The organism is Allobosea sp. 2RAB26, from assembly GCF_052115465.1.
Lineage (GTDB): Bacteria > Pseudomonadota > Alphaproteobacteria > Rhizobiales > Beijerinckiaceae > Allobosea.
Window position 1 is genome coordinate 1 of sequence record NZ_JBFRGS010000030.1, and the last position, 15,709, is coordinate 15,709.

15 protein-coding genes are annotated in these 15,709 nt (G+C 65.5%); 6 read left to right on the forward strand and 9 right to left on the reverse strand.

Annotation, left to right across the window (positions count from 1 at the left end):
* Positions 1–186 precede the first annotated feature (186 nt).
* From phnA to psrA, 5 genes are all read right to left on the reverse strand, one after another.
* Entirely contained in the window at positions 187–1,434 is a 1,248-nt protein-coding gene (gene phnA, locus AB4118_RS31685; protein WP_441493471.1) for a phosphonoacetate hydrolase, read from the reverse strand.
* 128 nt (positions 1,435–1,562) lie between these two features.
* Positions 1,563–2,366: a phosphonate ABC transporter, permease protein PhnE gene (gene phnE / locus AB4118_RS31690; protein WP_441493472.1), complete on the reverse strand. Its 804-nt coding sequence runs from the start codon at positions 2,364–2,366 to the stop codon at positions 1,563–1,565.
* 20 nt (positions 2,367–2,386) lie between these two features.
* Positions 2,387–3,196, reverse strand: coding sequence for a phosphonate ABC transporter ATP-binding protein (gene phnC / locus AB4118_RS31695; protein ID WP_441493473.1), 810 nt, complete (start codon positions 3,194–3,196; stop codon positions 2,387–2,389).
* Between the two features lie 33 nt (positions 3,197–3,229).
* Entirely contained in the window at positions 3,230–4,108 is an 879-nt protein-coding gene (gene phnD, locus AB4118_RS31700; RefSeq protein ID WP_441493474.1) for a phosphonate ABC transporter substrate-binding protein, read from the reverse strand.
* 83 nt (positions 4,109–4,191) lie between these two features.
* Positions 4,192–5,283: an iron-containing alcohol dehydrogenase PsrA gene (gene psrA / locus AB4118_RS31705; protein WP_441493475.1), complete on the reverse strand. Its 1,092-nt coding sequence runs from the start codon at positions 5,281–5,283 to the stop codon at positions 4,192–4,194.
* 120 nt (positions 5,284–5,403) lie between these two features.
* Here psrA and AB4118_RS31710 point away from each other — a divergent pair, with 120 nt between their 5' ends.
* Positions 5,404–6,273 carry a LysR substrate-binding domain-containing protein gene (locus tag AB4118_RS31710; RefSeq protein WP_441493476.1) on the forward strand — a complete coding sequence of 290 codons (870 nt, stop codon included), beginning with the start codon at positions 5,404–5,406 and terminating at the stop codon, positions 6,271–6,273.
* A gap of 59 nt (positions 6,274–6,332) precedes the next feature.
* On the opposite strand, the gene AB4118_RS31715 is transcribed toward AB4118_RS31710, so the two are convergent.
* Positions 6,333–6,902, reverse strand: a complete 570-nt coding sequence (locus tag AB4118_RS31715) for a TetR/AcrR family transcriptional regulator (RefSeq protein WP_441493477.1) — start codon at positions 6,900–6,902, stop codon at positions 6,333–6,335.
* Positions 6,903–7,061: 159 nt separating this feature from the next.
* Between AB4118_RS31715 and AB4118_RS31720 the strand changes: the two genes are divergently transcribed.
* Positions 7,062–8,087, forward strand: a complete 1,026-nt coding sequence (locus AB4118_RS31720) for a saccharopine dehydrogenase NADP-binding domain-containing protein (protein WP_441493478.1) — start codon at positions 7,062–7,064, stop codon at positions 8,085–8,087.
* Positions 8,088–8,187: 100 nt separating this feature from the next.
* Here the strand turns inward: AB4118_RS31720 and AB4118_RS31725 are convergent, their stop codons facing one another.
* The 3 genes from AB4118_RS31725 to AB4118_RS31735 form a co-directional block, all read right to left on the reverse strand.
* Positions 8,188–9,837, reverse strand: a complete 1,650-nt coding sequence (locus AB4118_RS31725; RefSeq protein WP_441493479.1) for a SulP family inorganic anion transporter — start codon at positions 9,835–9,837, stop codon at positions 8,188–8,190.
* 402 nt (positions 9,838–10,239) lie between these two features.
* Positions 10,240–10,665 carry a hypothetical protein gene (locus AB4118_RS31730; protein ID WP_441493480.1) on the reverse strand — a complete coding sequence of 142 codons (426 nt, stop codon included), beginning with the start codon at positions 10,663–10,665 and terminating at the stop codon, positions 10,240–10,242.
* Positions 10,666–10,870: 205 nt separating this feature from the next.
* Positions 10,871–11,677 (reverse strand): IclR family transcriptional regulator, encoded by an 807-nt coding sequence (locus tag AB4118_RS31735; RefSeq protein ID WP_441493481.1) that lies wholly within the window; start codon positions 11,675–11,677, stop codon positions 10,871–10,873.
* 145 nt (positions 11,678–11,822) lie between these two features.
* On the opposite strand from AB4118_RS31735, the gene AB4118_RS31740 reads away from it, so the two are divergent.
* From AB4118_RS31740 to AB4118_RS31755, 4 genes are all read left to right on the forward strand, one after another.
* A complete protein-coding gene (locus AB4118_RS31740; RefSeq protein ID WP_441493482.1) occupies positions 11,823–12,998 on the forward strand; it encodes an acyl-CoA dehydrogenase family protein in 1,176 nt (391 codons plus the stop codon).
* Between the two features lie 81 nt (positions 12,999–13,079).
* Complete coding sequence (locus AB4118_RS31745; RefSeq protein WP_441493483.1) at positions 13,080–14,069, forward strand: NADPH:quinone oxidoreductase family protein; 990 nt, start codon at positions 13,080–13,082, stop codon at positions 14,067–14,069.
* The gene (locus tag AB4118_RS31750) at positions 14,066–14,506 is read left to right on the forward strand and encodes a PaaI family thioesterase (RefSeq protein ID WP_441493484.1); all 441 of its coding nucleotides are present in this window, start codon (positions 14,066–14,068) and stop codon (positions 14,504–14,506) included. Before AB4118_RS31745 ends, AB4118_RS31750 begins: the two co-directional genes overlap by 4 nt.
* Positions 14,499–15,704 (forward strand): acyl-CoA dehydrogenase family protein, encoded by a 1,206-nt coding sequence (locus tag AB4118_RS31755; protein WP_441493485.1) that lies wholly within the window; start codon positions 14,499–14,501, stop codon positions 15,702–15,704. The genes AB4118_RS31750 and AB4118_RS31755 overlap by 8 nt, the downstream gene beginning before the upstream one ends.
* The last annotated feature ends 5 nt before the right edge of the window (positions 15,705–15,709 follow it).

The window sequence follows — 15,709 nt, forward strand, 5'->3', positions numbered from 1 at the left end:
AAGGCGCGCGCCTTGGCGAAGGCCTCGCGGACATGCTCGGGCCGCGCCGCCGGCACCAGGCCGACGACGGAATTGTCGTAGGGATTGCGGACCTCGACCATGTCGTCGGTCGAGACGAGCTTGCCGGCGATCCGCATCGTCTCGCGGCGGGGTGTCGGGCTGAAGGGAGCGTTCATCACCAGGTCCTCACGCCGCGACGCAATTCAGGGCGACGTCAAAGACGTCGAAATTGCGCAATGGCCCCTGCGGCCAGTCGACGGCGCGGTTGACCAGCATCGGCACAAGCTGCTCGGTCAGGCCGCCATGCGAGCGCAACGGCTCGGTCAAACCCGCCAGGTCGTGCCGCGCGGCGCTGGTCCCGAGCACCTTGTGGCGGGTCGAGATCACCACGATGTCGCCGATCCGGTCGGCCGGGAGCGAGAAGCGGGCGCAGGCAGCGCCGCTGTCCAGCACGACCTCGACGCCGTTGGTGGCTGCGAGCTCGGCGATGAGCGCCCGGCCGTCCGTTCCCTCCGACAGATAGATGGTAGCGAAGGAGCCGAGCGCGCCGTGATGGGCGACATAGGGGTCGGTGATCGGCAGGATCACGCGCGCCTGGCCGGCGCCGCATCGCGCGTCGACCCAATCCTGGAGATAGAGCACATCGGGCTCGCCCGAGGCGAGGTGCTTATCGTTCATGCCGTGATCGGCGGTGAGCGCCAGCACGCAGCCGAGCGCATCGAGTTCGCCGATATAGCGATCCATCATCGCATAGAAGGCGTTGGCTACCTCGCTGTCCGGTGCGGCCTTGTGCTGGATATAGTCGGTCGTCGAGAGATACATGACGTCCGGCCGGAACGTCCTGATCAGCTTCACGCCCGCTGCGAAGACGAACTCCGAGAGATCGGCCGAGTAGACCTCCGGCAGGGGCTTGCCGACGAAGGAGAGCAAGTTCTCGATGCCGTTCTCGGCCAGCGTCGCCTTGTCGGCCTTTTCCGAGGAGAAGGCGATCGAGCGGCCGCTCTTCGGATCCAGGCCCTTGCCGAGCAGGGTGCGAAGCTTGTCCTTGGCGGTGACGACGGCAACCTTGGCGCCGGCCTCCTCAAAGGCCTGCATGATGGTGCCGGTGCGCATGAAGCGCACATCGTTCATCATCACCTCTTCGCCGGCCGCCCGATCGTAGAAATAGTTGCCCGCGATGCCGTGGACTGCCGGCGGCTGTCCGGTGATGATCGAGATGTTGTTCGGATTGGTGAAGCTCGGGATCACCGAGCGCGCCAGCCGGTAGGAGCCGGCGCGCAGCAGGCGGTCGAGATTGGGCGCCAGTCCCCTGGCGATGGCCGCCTCGATATAGCCGGGCTCGGAGCCGTCGATGCAGACCACGACGGTCGGAACCTCCGGCAGGCGATAGCTGCGGCCATTGGCGGCCACGATGTTGGGGGCTCGCGTGAGCATGGGTCTTCCTTTCGAGAAGCGGACTTGGCGCTTCAGCGACATGGGCTGGTCGAGGCAGGGGGGAGCGCGGGCGGCCCGCGCCGGGAAGGTCAGTCGACCGTGGCGAGGGGCGCCACGGTCGAAGGGCGTTAGCGGATCATGGCCCGGACACGCGATGAGATGAGATCGGCCGCAAGCACCATCGCCAGGATCATCAGGATGCAGGTCGCGGTATCCTGGTACTTGAAGAGCTTCATCGAGGAGACGAGCTCGAAGCCGATGCCGCCGGCGCCCACCATGCCGAGCACGGTCGACTGCCGGACATTGGTTTCCAGCCGGTAGAACACCGTGCCGAGCCAGGTCGGCAGCACCTGCGGCAGGACGCCGAAGAAGAAGGTCTGGAAGGGCCCGACGCCGGCCGAGCGGAAAGCCTCCAGCGGTCCCTCGTCGATATCTTCCATCGCCTCGGCGAAGAACTTGCCGAGCATGCCGGCCCCGTGGATCGCAAGGGCCAGAACGCCCGCGAAGGGGCCAAGGCCGATGGCGGCGACGAAGATCAGCGCCAGGATGATCTCGTTGATGCCGCGCATGCAGTTCAGCACCTGGCGCGTGGCGTGATAGACGACCGGGCTCGGGCTGAGATTACGGGCCGCAAAGAAGCAGATCGGCAGCGCGATGACGACGCCGAGCAGCGTGCCCCAGACCGCGACCTGCAGGCTCTCCAGCGCCGGCTTCCAGAGTCGATCCAGAAAATCCGGGTTGGGCGGCATCATGCGGACCAGGAAATCCCACATATAAGGGATGCCGTTCCACAGGTTGCTGGCATTGATCTGCGAACCGAGCGCGGCCCACCACAGGAAGACGACGATCGCGAGCGACAGGGCGCTGACGCCCCACCAGCCGAAACGGCCCTGCGGCGGACGAAGGACGAGTTGCAATGTACCGAATGACATGATCGGGCTCCCCGTCGCGTTCAGGCTGTTGCGGTGGCGATGAGCGGCGTCAGCACCGGCTGAGCCAGCGCGCGCGGCTTCAGGACGCGGCTGATGCCGGGGTCTTCCAGGCCGGGATAGATCTGGTGGACGATCTCGGAGGTCAGCTGGTCCGGCGTGTCGTCGAAGATCACCCGGCCGCCGCTGAGCCCGACGATGCGCTCGCCGAACTCGACGGCATAGTCGACCTGGTGCAGGTTGCAGATCACGGCGATGCCTTCTTCCTTGCAGATCGCCTTGAGGTATCCGAGCACGACGCGCGACGTTTTCGGATCGAGGCTCGCCACCGGTTCGTCGCACAGGATCACGGACGGCTGCTGGGCCAGCGCCCGGGCGATGCCGACCCGCTGCTGCTCGCCGCCGGAGAGCTGGTCGCCGCGCGCATTGGCCTTGTGCGCCAGCTCGACCCGCGTCAGGCATTCCATCGCGATATCGACATCGCGCCTGGGAAAGAGCTGCAGCATCGACAGGAAGGAGGACAGCCCGGCCATGCGGCCGACGAGCACGTTCTTCAGCACCGAGAGGCGCTTCACCAGATTGTGGTGCTGGAAGATCATGGCGACGGGCCGCTCGCCGCGCACGCTGCGCTTGGCATCGAAGACGGTGCCGTCGATCAGCGTCCGCCCCGCATCGGGCTGGGCGAGCCCGTTGATGCAGCGCAGCAGGGTCGACTTGCCGGCGCCGCTGGGGCCGAGCACGACCAGGAACTCGCCCGCTCTCACGGTCAGGTCGATGCCCTGCAGCACCGGCCGACCGACATAGGACTTCTTCAGTCCTTCGATCTTGATCATCTCGGATCCTCCGCGGAACCGCGCCAGGCGCGGCTACTTCATCTTGGCCAGATCGAGATTCAGCACCTTCGCTGTGTCCCGGATGATGTCGTAGGCCTGGTCATTGGTCTCGACGAAGCGGTTGAGCTTGCCCTGATCGGCCCAGGTGATGTCCCTGATGTTCAGGAAGGCGGTCCTGATCTGCTTCTTCAGGTCGTCGGGCAGGTTCTTGCGCCAGCAGGTCGGCGATTCCGGGATCGGGTCGGAGCGCCAGACGACCTGGATGTCGGCGGGGTCGATCAGCTTCTTCTGGACCGCGGCGTCGAAGATGCGGTCGGCGATCGTCGCGGCATCGACGCGCTTGTTGGCGACGGCGAGCGCATTGGCATCGTGCGAGCCGGTGAAGAGCACGCGGCCGAAATCCTTCTCTGGATCGAAGCCGAGCTTCATCAGCCCGGCCTTCGGGAAGAGGTGGCCGGAGGTGGAGGAGGGATCGACGAAGGCGAAGGTGCGGCCCTTCAGATCCTTCACCTCCTTGATGCCGCTGTCCTTCCGCGTGATGATCTGGGCGTGATAATAGGTGCGGCCGGACTTGGCGGTTTCGGCGGTCGCGAAGGCCTCGATCGGCGCAACCGTGGTGCCGAGCACATAGGAGAACGGGCCGAGATAGGCGACCTCGACATGGCCCGAGCGCATGGCTTCGATGACGCCATTATAGTCCGAGGCGACGAAGCCCTGGACCTTGATGCCAAGGTTCTTCTCCAGGGCGTCCAGCAATTGCTGGCTCGATTCCAGCATGGCACGGGAATCCTCCGACGGGATCAGCCCGACCCTGATCAGCTTCGTCTGGGCCCGAACCAGATGCGGCATGGCCAGAACGGCCCCCGCTGCGGCAAGCGAACCCGTCAACACCTTCCGACGCGAAATGTTCATGTCATCCTCCCGAGATGATCCGGTGGTCTTTTGACCTTGCCGGTGAACCGATTACGGGCGCCGTAGCCCTGATGTGAGTGATGTTAGGCAGCTTTGGCGGCCTGTCTCCCGATGAAATTGCGACCCCGCTCACCCTCCAGCGCCTTTGCGACCAGACGGTCCCATTCGACCGGTGACACGCCATAGGCGGCCGGGTCGGTCTTGACGCCGAGCCCTTGCAGGAACAGGCCAAGCCGTTCGGCGCCGGCATCGAGATCGCTGCCGAACACCCGCCGCAGCGCGGCATCGCATTGTGGCTGCGTGCCCATGGCCCAGCGCATCACGATCGGCAGCGAGAAGGAGCAGGCGATGCCGTGGATCGTGCCGCTTTTCAGCGTGATGTCGTAGGAGATGTTATGGGCCAGCGCCGTCTTGGTGTTCGAGAAGGCGAGGCCCGCCAGCAGGCTGGCGCGCATCTGGCGCTCCCTGAGGCCGATATCGTCGAGCCGCTCCATCAGCCGCGGCAGCGTGTCGATGATCTCGCGCGCGGCCTCCACGGCGTAATTGGCCGAGACCGGGTTGCCGTTGACGTTCCAGATGCTCTCCAGCGCATGCGAGAGCGCGTCGAGCCCGGTCGCAAGCGTCAGGCCGCGCGGCGCGCCCAGCGTCAGGGCCGGGTCGAGCACTGCAGCCTCGGGATAGAGCCGGGGATGGGCGAGCGAGTATTTGCTGCCATTTGCGGCATCCCAGACGGTGGCCCAGGAGGTGACTTCGCTGCCGGTTCCCGCCGTCGTGGGAACGGCGATGATCGGGATGATGTCCGAGGCGTCGAGCGGGACCTTGTCGACGAGATGGCGGCGCACCGTCTCGAAATTGCCGCCGCTTGCCGCGAGCACCTTGGCCGCATCGATCATCGAGCCGCCGCCGAGCGCGACGATGACCTCGGCCCGCTCTGCAGAGGCGCCGAACAGGCGGCAGGATTCGACGAGGTCAGCACAATCGGGATTGGTCTCGATATTGGCGATCGTCACCACCGGCGCCCCGGCAGCCTGTGCCAGGCGCTCAGCCAGGTCGCGGAAGATTGGCTGGTCATAGGTGACGAGCGCCCAGCGCCGCTTGCCGATCAGGCCGGCGACCTCGTTGAAGAGGCCGGCGCCAAACCGAATCCTGACGGGATTCCAATAGGCCCAATGCATGCGTTCCACCCTCGTTCCGTCTCGTCCGCCGCGCTTTCCCGGCGCTGTTGGAGTGGATGCTCACAAAGGGCGACCCAATAAACAAATTGATTTTTCAGACGTGATAGATAGAAATTTGCTATGCGTTATACGCGCCTTCGCTCGTTCCATGCCGTTGCGACGGCAGGCGGCTTCAATGCCGCTGCCGCGGAGTTCAACATCAGCCAGCCGACGCTGACCGCACAGGTAGGCGCGCTCGAGGACGAGTACGGGGTCGAGCTCTTCGTCCGGAAGGGGCGACGCCGGGAACTGAGCGACGCGGGGCGACAATTGCTGGCGATTACCACCCGCCTGTTCTCCGAGGAGGACGAGGCGATCGCCTTTCTCGAGCAGTCGCGCGAACTCAGGACCGGCCGGTTGTCGATCAGCGCGGTTGGCCCCTATCACGTCACCGAGATGCTCGCGGCCTTCAACCGCGCCTATCCCGGGATCGAACTCGCCGTGAAGATCGGCAATTCGACCGAAGTTTTGGACGATCTCTTCGAGTATCGCTGCGACGTTGCCGTGCTCGCCTATCTCGACGAGGATGATCGGCTGCTCACCATTCCCTATCGCCGGCATCCGGTTGCGGTGTTCGTGCGCGAGGACCACCGGCTCGCCGGACAGGCGAGCATCGAGATTGCGGCGCTCGATGGCGAGGCGATGATCGTGCGCGAGCGCGGCTCTACGACGCGGCGGGCCTTTGAGGAAGCGCTGGCCGCGACCAGGACGCGGCCGCGCACCGTCATGGAGATCGGCAGCCGCGAGGCGATCCGCGAGGCGGTGATCCGCGGGCTCGGCATCAGCTATGTCTCGGTCGCCGAATTCGTGCCTGACCCGGCGCTCCGCCTGATCCCGATCGCGGATGCGGAGATCTACACCTACGCGCATGTCGTCATCTTGCGGAAGCGCGAGGCCAGCCGGATCGTGCGGGCCTTCCTCAACACCGTCCGCCAGACCAAGGATATGTGATCGCTCGAACCGCTGGTGTTGGGGGGCGCTCGGGGCCGACCCGAGCGAGAGCGCTGCGGCTACGCGGCGCGGGCCGGAGCGTGCCAGGCCGCGGTGATCAGGGCGTGCGTCATCTGCCGCAGGATCGCTGTCGCGTCGCAGGTGGACAGGATCTGCGAGCTGACGAAGGCCCCATTGATGAGCACCGAGAGCTGGGTCGCGAGCACCTCGGGATGCTTGACCCGCAGCCGCTCGGCGATGTCCTGCAGGCGCCGATGCAATTGCTGCTTATGCGTGCGGGCCACGAGCCGGGCAGGGTGATCCTCGTCCGGGAACTCCGCGGCGACATTGATCTGGGGGCAGCCGCGATAATGGGGCCGGCCGACACGCTCGCCGATCCAGGCTATATGGGCGTCGAGCTCGGCTTCGCCGTCGTCCGAGTGGCGCGCTGCCACGCCATCCCAGCATGCCCAGAAATCCTCGTCTTCCCGCTGCAGATACGCGGCGATGAGGTCATCCTTCGTGCGAAAGTGACGGTACAGGCTCGTCTTCGCGACGCCGGCCGCCTCGATGATCACATCGACGCCGACAGCGCGGACGCCACGCCGGTAGAACAGGTCGGATGCGGTCGCGAGCAGCCGCTCGCGCATGTCGACCTGGCCAGGTTCCTCAGCCAGCCGTTGGTTCGTCGGCTCCGTCCGCATGCACTGCTCTCCCTTGACGAGGCGACGATAGCAGATCTCCAGTTGACACGCTACAGACCTGTCTGTACCCAAGGGAAACAGACAGGTCTGTAGCGGGAGAGCGTCATGAGCGATCAGTTTGAAGGGGCAGGGATCAGCAAGCCTGCCATCGCAGTCTACGGGGCCGCCGGACATACGGGCCGCTTCGTGGTCAGGGAGCTGCTGCGGCGCGGCTTCCCGGCCATCGCGATCGGGCGCGATGGCGAAAAGTTGGCGGAGGCGGGTTTCCCGGCCGGCGTCAGGCAAGAAGTTGCAGCGCTTGCGGATTCTGCAGCGCTCGCCCGCGTCCTCTCCGGAGCGGCGGCGCTGATCAACTGCGCCGGGCCGTTCCTCGACACGGCCGAATTCCTGGTGCCGGCGGCCTTGCGAGCGCGCATCCCCTATCTCGACGTGACGGCTGAGCAGCCCAGCGCCCGGGCGACCTTCGAACGCTATTCCTCCGCTGCGGAAGAGGCCGGTGTCGCCGTCATCCCGGCCATGGGCTTCTATGGCGGCCTGAGCGACCTCCTCGTCACAGCCGCAATGGGCGACTGGACCGGTGCGGACGAGGCCCGCGTCGCGATCGCCCTGGACAGCTGGCATCCGACCGAGGGCACGCGGGTGACGGGGCAGCGCAACACGGCAAGGCGCGTGACGATTGCGGAGGGGAGGCTGCAGCACCTGCCCGATCCGGCTCCGAACGCCGTATGGCCCTTCGCCGAACCTTTTGGCGCGCAGGAGATGGTCGAGCTGCCTTTCACCGAGGCGATCCTGATCGACAGCCATCTCCAGCTGTCGGACCTTCACAGCTACCTGAACACGGCGCCGCTGCGCGATCTGCGCGACGGTTCCACCCCGGCGCCGGTCGCAGCCGACGCGTCCGGGCGCTCGGCGCAAAAATTCCTCGTCGAGGTCGAGATCCGACGGGGGGATGCCGTACGGCGGGCGGCCGCGCGCGGGCACGATATCTATGCCATCACCGCACCGCTCGTGGTCGAGGCCGTCGAGCGGCTCCTGAAAGGCGCGAAGGCACGCGGCGGCGTCTTCGCTCCGGGCGCAGTTTTCGATGCCCGGGACTTCCTGGCGGCGCTCGCCCCCGATCTCGCGCTCTGATCACTGACGGGGTGGCAGGCGGCGGCGTTCATGCTGTGCTGCCGCCCCGGTCTCTGTCGGTGCGCTGCGCGATGGAGTTCGATCTCGGCGAGAGTGGAGCTCATGTGCCGGCAGGCGTGGCGCCCGGAACGCGGGCCAGGAGGCCATGTGCCGCCAACGCTTCGCGAATTCCGAGATGCACCTTGTACGCGACCTCTCCGTCTTCCGGGGCAAGGAGTTTCAGCCGCTGGTCGACTTCGTCGCGCAGATTCGCGATCTCGAGCGCGATTCCGCCGGCCGCGAGCCTTTGGCGGATGCTGGCCAACGCCGCAGCCGCGGTGCCATCGATGCTGGTGATCGGTGAAAAATCCAGGACAACGAGCTTGAGCCCCTGAGTCTCGGCAACCCTGTCCAGAATCCCGCGCCGAATATTCTCGACGTTGAAATAGACCCAAGGGTGGGCTGTCCTCAGGATCAGGGCGCCGGGCGCGGTGGTTGCGCTGGGGCGATTGGCAAGGTTCACGAAGCTGCTGCTCTCGGCATCGAAGCCAAGGGTGGCGATCTCCGGCCGAGTGAGCTGTGCAATGGTCAGCATGAGCGATGCCGCCGCAGCAATGAGCACCCCGTTGAGGACGCCCGCAATCAGCAAGCCAAAGAACGCGACCAGCGCGATGATCCATTCCGCGAACGCAACCTGCCGCAGGTTGCCGATCTGCCGGAAGCGGACGAGATGCTTCGCGGCCATCAGCACGATGGCGGCAAGCACCGGCTCGGGCAGGTATTTGAACACGCCCGTGAAGAAGAGCAGTACGAGCAGGATCGCTGCCGAATTGACGAGCAGCGCCGCCGGCGAGACCGCGCCGCCCATGGCGTTGACCGCGCTCTGCGACATCCCGCCCGAGACGGCATAGCCCTGCGAAACACCCACGGCCAGATTGGCCGCACCAAGGGCCAGAAGCTCCCGATCCGTATCGATTTCGGTGCCGTTCTCCTGGGCAAAGCTCCTTGCAACCGAACTCGTCTCGACGAAGCCGAGGAGAAAGCAGGCAACGGCCAGCGGTACGAGCTCCGTCAGGTCCTCCGGCTTGATCGCGGGGATACCGAAATGCGGGAGACCTTGTGGGATGTCTCCGACAATCGCGATCCCGAGTTTATCAAGGCCGAACAGGTGAGTCGCGATGATGGCGGCGCCCACCACGAACAAGGTGGTGGGCCGCCGCGGCATCAGTTTCTCCAGCACCAGAAACAGGACAACCGCGGCGGTGCCCATGGCGAGCGAGGGGCCGTGCGCGGTGGGCAATTCCCGCCAAAGCTGCAGGAGACGTGGAAGGAAATTACCGGTCCCGCCAGGCAGGCCAAAGAGCTTGGGCAGTTGCGTCGACGCGATGTAGAGCGCAGCGCCCGTCTTGAACCCGAGCAGGATCGTGTCCGAGATGAAATAGGCAGTCTGCGAGGCGCGAAGCAGGCGTCCGGCGACGCAGATCAGGCCGAACACGATCGCGGTCGCGGCCGCCAAGGCGGCGTAACGCGACAGATCTCCTGCGGCGAGGGCGGACAAGCCGGTCGGAAACAGGACCGAGAGCGCGGATGTCGGCCCAACGGCGAGCTGGCCGCTCGCGCCGAACAGGGCATAGCCGGGGCCGGCCACGAGATAGCAATAGAGCCCGGCGACGGGAGGCAAACCGGCGAGCGAAGCATAGGCAAGGGATTCGGGGATCGTGAAGGCCGCCAGGGCAAGGCCCGCCGGGATATCCTGTTTGAGGTTGCCCATCTGATATCGGCGAGCCCATCCGAACAGGTTCTCGGTGAATCTGCCGATGGACGACCCGCCGCCGCGGTCGGCCTGGGGACCATTTGGTTGCATGGCGCGCCCTCACGATCGTGCCTGCGTGAATGGCCCGGCTCCGGCAAGGCCAATGCCGAAGCAGGACGGCCTGGGCCAAACCGTCTTCCAAGGTCAGCGCCGCTTACGATCAACATCAAAGAGTGCACGGTCCCGCTCATGAAGCCGCCGATGCCGGGAACCGTCCAGCGCAAACCGGCGGCCCGGCTCCCTCCACCGACCTGCAAGTGGCCGGCACTGCCCATCGTGGCGCCGATCAGGTGCCCCTCGCATGCCGAAACCAGCGTTCGGCTCAGGATAGTGCCGTGAGGTTCCGCGAGCGGTGCCGTCCTATTTCGGGCAAAGCCTGTAATTGGTGCCGCTGGTGTCGTTCGCGCTGTAGAAGCGCTTGATGCGGCCATCCGGTTCCTTGGCCATGATCGCGGACACCTGTGAGGTCGAGACCGGGTTGACGCAGCCGAGCGACAGGAAGTCGCGATCGCCGACACGTTTGACCGACTGGATCCTGCATGTGGCGGCCGATGTTCTGATGCGGTCACCGCTGATGATGAAGGCCGAGACGAAAAGATCGGGTGGGCTCTTGAAGGTCATGCCGTTTCGGCCTGGTGAGAAAATCTCCTCACAGGCCGTGCCGTCGGCAAGCCAGGCTCCCTGATAGGCCGCGTAGCGACCCTCGGCTGCCCAACCATGCGAGACCAGAGCTGTTGCGGCGACAAGACCGGCGATGGCAGCACTTGCGTAAGAGGCGATAGTCATCTGTTCCCCCAATGCTCGACCTTCGCGAACTATAGCGGGTCTCTCATCCCCGTCGATGCTGTGAACGTCGATTTCCGTCCTCATGACGAGATCTTGGTTTACGTTGGGCGGCGAACGCCATGGACCGCTCATGAGGAGGGTATTCCGGAGTCGGTCAGCGGCCGTCGGGATTTCGCCGCGACCCATGCCCTTTATCACCTCAGGTTCAGTCGCTGCCCAACGCCTGGCGGATACGGCGGGCGACGTCCTGCAACTGCACGCCCACCTCATCCAGCTTCTCCCTTGGCAGCGAGAGAGCCGATCCCCCGCAGTTCAACGCAAACGGGCGTGAGCCGTGCAGCAGGATGGGCACTCCGACCGAATTGATCTCCTGCTTCCATTCCCCGACCGAGCGAACATAGCCATGCACGGCGTATTCGCTGACGGCGGTTTCGATGCCGGCCCGGGTGCTCTCGCTGTCGGGTTCATGGTCGCACAGCACGTCGACGATGCGCGATCGCGTCGCCGGATCCAGGCTTGCGAGGTAGGCGCGGCCCATCGCCGAGGTCGCCATCCGGATATGCGAGCCGATCTCGATGCCGAGATGCAGCGGGCTCGAACCACGGCATTCCTCGATATAGATCATCGTGCGCTGGTCGGGCGCGCCGAGTGCGACTGAGGCGCCGACGCGATCGGCCAATTCCTGCATCAGTGGCCGTGCGACATCCCGAATGGCCAGGTTGCCGAGCGCCGAGAAGCCGAGCGCCAGGGCTGCGGCAGACAGCGAGTACTGCCCGTTCATCGGTGAGTATTCGAGATAGCCGAGCTTGCTCAACGTGTAGGTCAGCCGCGAAATCGTCGATTTCGCCAGCCCGGTGCGGTCGGCAAGTTCCTGATTGCCCAGAGCGCGATCGCCGCGCTTGAAGGAGCGCAGCACATTCAGGCCGCGCGCCAGCGCTGTGACGAAGCGGGGGTCCTGGTCCTCATTCTCGCCCGGCAGGGCGGCGCCCACCGGCGTTTCGCGTTTGCGCATACTGCTTCGTCACCATCGCTCAGCTGATTGCGACCCAAAGAAGCGGGCCTTGAACCGATCCAACCGCCCGTGCCGGCTTGACGGTCTGATAGACCATATGCGAGAAAACTCAATAATGGAATTAAATTCCGAGGAATGGAATTAGATGGCGCTCGACCCTGATGTGTTCCGCCAGTTGCTCGACGCGGTCGAGCGCTTCGTCCGCGAAAAGCTGAGGCCGAACGAGGCGCTCGTGTCGCAGAACGATCAGGTGCCGGCCGAGATCATTGCGCAGATGCGGGAGCTGGGGCTGTTCGGCATGGCGATTCCGGAGGCCTATGGCGGCCTCGAACTCACGCTTTCGGAAGAGGTCCAGGTCTCGTTCCTGCTTGGCGGAACATCTCCGGCCTTCCGCTCGATGATCGGCACCAATAACGGCATCGGCTCGCAAGGCATCATCATCGACGGCACCGAGGAGCAGAAAAGCCGCTATCTGCCTGAGATGGCGAGCGGGGAGCGCGTCGGCTCCTTCTGCCTGACCGAACCTGAAGCAGGCTCGGACGCGGGGTCGCTGCGCAGCTCGGCCCGGCGCGACGGCGATGACTTTGTCATCAACGGCACCAAGCGCTTCATCACAAACGCCCCGGTCGCCGGCCTCTTCACGGTCTTTGCGCGCACCGACCCTGACAGCAAAACGGCCGCGGGCATTTCAGCGTTTCTGGTCGATGCCGATCGCCCGGGCATCACGCTGGGCCGGACCGACAAGAAGATGGGGCAGCAGGGCGCCCATACCTGCGACGTGATCTTCGACAATGTCCGCGTGCCGAAGACGGCGATCCTTGGCGGGCCGGATTACGAGGGCAAGGGCTTCGTTACCGCCATGAAGGTGCTCGATCGCGGGCGCCTGACCATTGCCGGCGTCTGCGTCGGCGTCGCTGAGCGCTTGATTGCCGACAGTCTCGCCTACGCCATGGAGCGGCACCAGTTCGGCAAGCCGATCGCGGAATTCCAGCTGGTCCAGGCCATGTTGGCCGACATGAAGGCGGAGAGCTTTGCCGCGCGCTGCATGGTGGAAGAGACAGCGCGTCGGCGCGATGCCGGCCATGGCATCGCCACCGAGGCGGCCTGCGCCAAGATGTTCGCTTCCGAGATGGTGGGGCGTGTCGCGGACAAGGCCGTCCAGATCCATGGCGGAGCCGGATATGTCGCCGATGCCGGGATCGAGCGCTTCTACCGGGATGTGCGCCTGTTCCGGATCTACGAGGGTACGACCCAGATCCAGCAACTGGTCATCGCGAGGAACATGATCCGCGATGCCCGCCGGGCCGGTGCGGCCGCCTGATTCAACCGGGAGGCCGCTTACCGGGTCCCCGGACCCGCGGCTCAGGCGGGAGCCTCGTATCCGAACCATAGGGAGAGAAAAATGCGCGCAGTCATCTGCAAGGCGTTTGGGCCGCTGGAAGATCTCGTCGTCGAAGCGAAGGAATTAGGCGAGCCAGGGCCGGGCGAGGTGCGCGTCGCCATCGAGGCGGCGGGGGTCAATTTTCCCGACACGCTGATGGTCGAGGGCAAGTACCAAGTCAAACCGCCGCTGCCCTTTACGCCCGGCACCGAAGTCGCGGGCATCGTGCGCTCGGTCGGCGATGGCGTCACACATCTCGAGGTCGGCATGCCCGTCGTCGGCATGGTGGGCGTGGGTGCGTTCGCCGAGGAATGCGTGGTCAGTGCCGCACGGCTGATGAGGCGTCCCGCCAGCATGGACCCGGTCACGGCCGCCGGCTTTTCGATGACCTACGGCACCAGCATGCACGCTCTCAGGCAGCGGGCGCGGCTGCAGCCCGGAGAGACGCTTCTCGTCCTCGGTGCAAGTGGCGGCGTCGGCCTGGCCGCCGTCGAAATCGGCAAGGCGATGGGCGCCACCGTGATCGCAGCCGCAAGCAGCGCCGAAAAGCTGGAGGTGGCGCGCGCGGCCGGCGCGGATCACCTGATCAACTACGCAACTGAATCGCTCCGGGACCGCGTCAAGGAGCTCACGGCCGACAAGGGCGTCGACGTGGTCTACGATCCGGTCGGCGGGGATTTTCTGGAGCAGGCCGTGCGCGTGACCGCGTGGGAGGGCCGCGTTCTGGTCGTCGGTTTCGCCGCGGGCACCATTCCGCGCATTCCTGCAAACCTTCTGCTGCTCAAGGGCTGCGCGCTCGTGGGCGTCTTCTTCGGGACTTTTGCCGCGCGCGACCGCCAGGACAACAAGGATAATTTTGCCCAGCTCTTCACCTGGTTCGAAGAGGGCAAACTGAAGCCGCTGATCAGCCGGACGCTTGATCTCGCCGATACGGTCGAGGCGCTTCAGTTGCTCGCTGCGCGCAGCGCCATCGGCAAGATCGTCCTCACGACCGGCCGGGCCCTGTCGTGAGAGCCACGAGCTATGCCGATATCGGCATCTTTGGCGTGCTCGGGCTCGATCTCCAGGAGTCGGCGGTCGGTCACGTCAAGGGCGGACTCCGGATCGGCCCGGAACATCTCAACCGCATGGGCTACGTCCATGGCGGCGTGCTCTGCACGATGATCGACTTCGCCGCCTGCGCCTCCGGCCTGCACGCCGAAGAGGGGCAGGCGCCACGTTTCGCCATCACCATTTCACTGACCACGCAATTCACTCGGCCGGTCCGGGCCGGATGGCTGTCAGTCGAGGGGCGGACGATCTCGGCCGGCAAGTCGAGCTTCACCGCCGAGGCCCATGTCTTCGACAGCGACGGCGAGCGCATCGCCCATGGCATAGGCACGTTCCGCTGGCGGCCGGGAAGCCAGCCCAATCCTTCCACCCAGCATGCGGACAAAGCAGATGTTTGAGCTCAGGGACATCCACAAGCCGCGCCTGGCGGCGTTGGAGCGCTTCATGGAGGAGCATGTCTATCCGAACGAGGCGGTCTTTGAGCGCCGGCACGCCGCGTTGCCATCGCGATGGGGCACGCCACCGATCCTCGGCGAACTGCAGCAGCGGGCGCGTGCCGAAGGGCTGTGGAATCTGTTTCTGCCCGACACGCGCTACGGGGCAGGGCTCAACAACCTGGACTATGCCCATTTCTGTGAGGTGATGGGCCGTTCCGCCATCGCGCCCGAGATCTTCAATTGCTCGGCCCCCGACACCGGAAATATGGAGACGCTGGTTCTCTATGGCACGGAAGGCCAGAAGCGGGACTGGCTCGAGCCGCTGCTCGACGGGGCGATCCGCTCCTGCTTCTCGATGACCGAGCCGGATGTGGCCTCGTCGGACGCCACCAATATTCAAACCGAGATCAGGCGCGACGGCGACGACTACGTCATCAACGGACGTAAATGGTGGAGTTCGGGCGCGCTCAGCGAGCATTGCAAGATCGCAATCGTAATGGGCCGGAGCAATCCGGATGCGCCCAAGCATCAGCAGCAGTCGATGATCCTGGTGCCGCTCGATACGCCCGGGGTCACCGTGGAACGGGCGCTGACGGTCTACGGCTATGATCATGCGCCGCATGGCCATGCCGAGATTACTTTCGAGAATGTCCGTGTGCCGGCCACCAACATGCTGCTTGGCGAAGGGCGCGGCTTCGAGATCGCGCAGGGGCGGCTCGGGCCCGGCCGCATCCATCACTGCATGCGTTCGATCGGCCTGGCGGAACGGGCGCTGGAGGCAGCCTGCCGCCGTGCCCTGTCGCGGACGGCTTTTGGCAAGCTGCTGGCGGACCAGGGCGTCGTCCGTGACCAGATCGCCCGCTCGCGCTGCGAGATCGAGGCGGCGCGGCTGCTCGTCCTGAAGGCCGCGCATATGATGGACACGGTCGGCAACAAGGCCGCCCGCCGCGAGATCGCGATGATCAAGGTGGTAGCGCCGAACATGGCCTGCGACGTCATCGATCGCGCGATCCAGATCCACGGGGCGGCTGGCGTCTCCCAGGACCATTTCCTCGCCGCCGCCTGGGTCAAGTCCCGCAGTCTGCGCTTCGCCGATGGCCCCGACGAGGTCCATCGCGACAGCATCGCCCGCATGGAACTGAAGGCCTACCGCAACTGAGGTGC

Excerpts from the sequence above, each read along its gene's own strand:
- phnA (WP_441493471.1), bottom strand. The coding sequence starts at position 1,434 with ATGCTCACGCGAGCCCCCAACATCGTGGCCGCCAATGGCCGCAGCTAT.
- phnE (WP_441493472.1), bottom strand. The coding sequence starts at position 2,366 with ATGTCATTCGGTACATTGCAACTCGTCCTTCGTCCGCCGCAGGGCCGT.
- phnC (WP_441493473.1), bottom strand. The coding sequence starts at position 3,196 with ATGATCAAGATCGAAGGACTGAAGAAGTCCTATGTCGGTCGGCCGGTG.
- phnD (WP_441493474.1), bottom strand. The coding sequence starts at position 4,108 with ATGAACATTTCGCGTCGGAAGGTGTTGACGGGTTCGCTTGCCGCAGCG.
- psrA (WP_441493475.1), bottom strand. The coding sequence starts at position 5,283 with ATGCATTGGGCCTATTGGAATCCCGTCAGGATTCGGTTTGGCGCCGGC.
- AB4118_RS31710 (WP_441493476.1), top strand. The coding sequence starts at position 5,404 with ATGCGTTATACGCGCCTTCGCTCGTTCCATGCCGTTGCGACGGCAGGC.
- AB4118_RS31715 (WP_441493477.1), bottom strand. The coding sequence starts at position 6,902 with ATGCGCGAGCGGCTGCTCGCGACCGCATCCGACCTGTTCTACCGGCGT.
- AB4118_RS31720 (WP_441493478.1), top strand. The coding sequence starts at position 7,062 with ATGAGCGATCAGTTTGAAGGGGCAGGGATCAGCAAGCCTGCCATCGCA.
- AB4118_RS31725 (WP_441493479.1), bottom strand. The coding sequence starts at position 9,837 with ATGGGCAACCTCAAACAGGATATCCCGGCGGGCCTTGCCCTGGCGGCC.
- AB4118_RS31730 (WP_441493480.1), bottom strand. The coding sequence starts at position 10,665 with ATGACTATCGCCTCTTACGCAAGTGCTGCCATCGCCGGTCTTGTCGCC.
- AB4118_RS31735 (WP_441493481.1), bottom strand. The coding sequence starts at position 11,677 with ATGCGCAAACGCGAAACGCCGGTGGGCGCCGCCCTGCCGGGCGAGAAT.
- AB4118_RS31740 (WP_441493482.1), top strand. The coding sequence starts at position 11,823 with ATGGCGCTCGACCCTGATGTGTTCCGCCAGTTGCTCGACGCGGTCGAG.
- AB4118_RS31745 (WP_441493483.1), top strand. The coding sequence starts at position 13,080 with ATGCGCGCAGTCATCTGCAAGGCGTTTGGGCCGCTGGAAGATCTCGTC.
- AB4118_RS31755 (WP_441493485.1), top strand. The coding sequence starts at position 14,499 with ATGTTTGAGCTCAGGGACATCCACAAGCCGCGCCTGGCGGCGTTGGAG.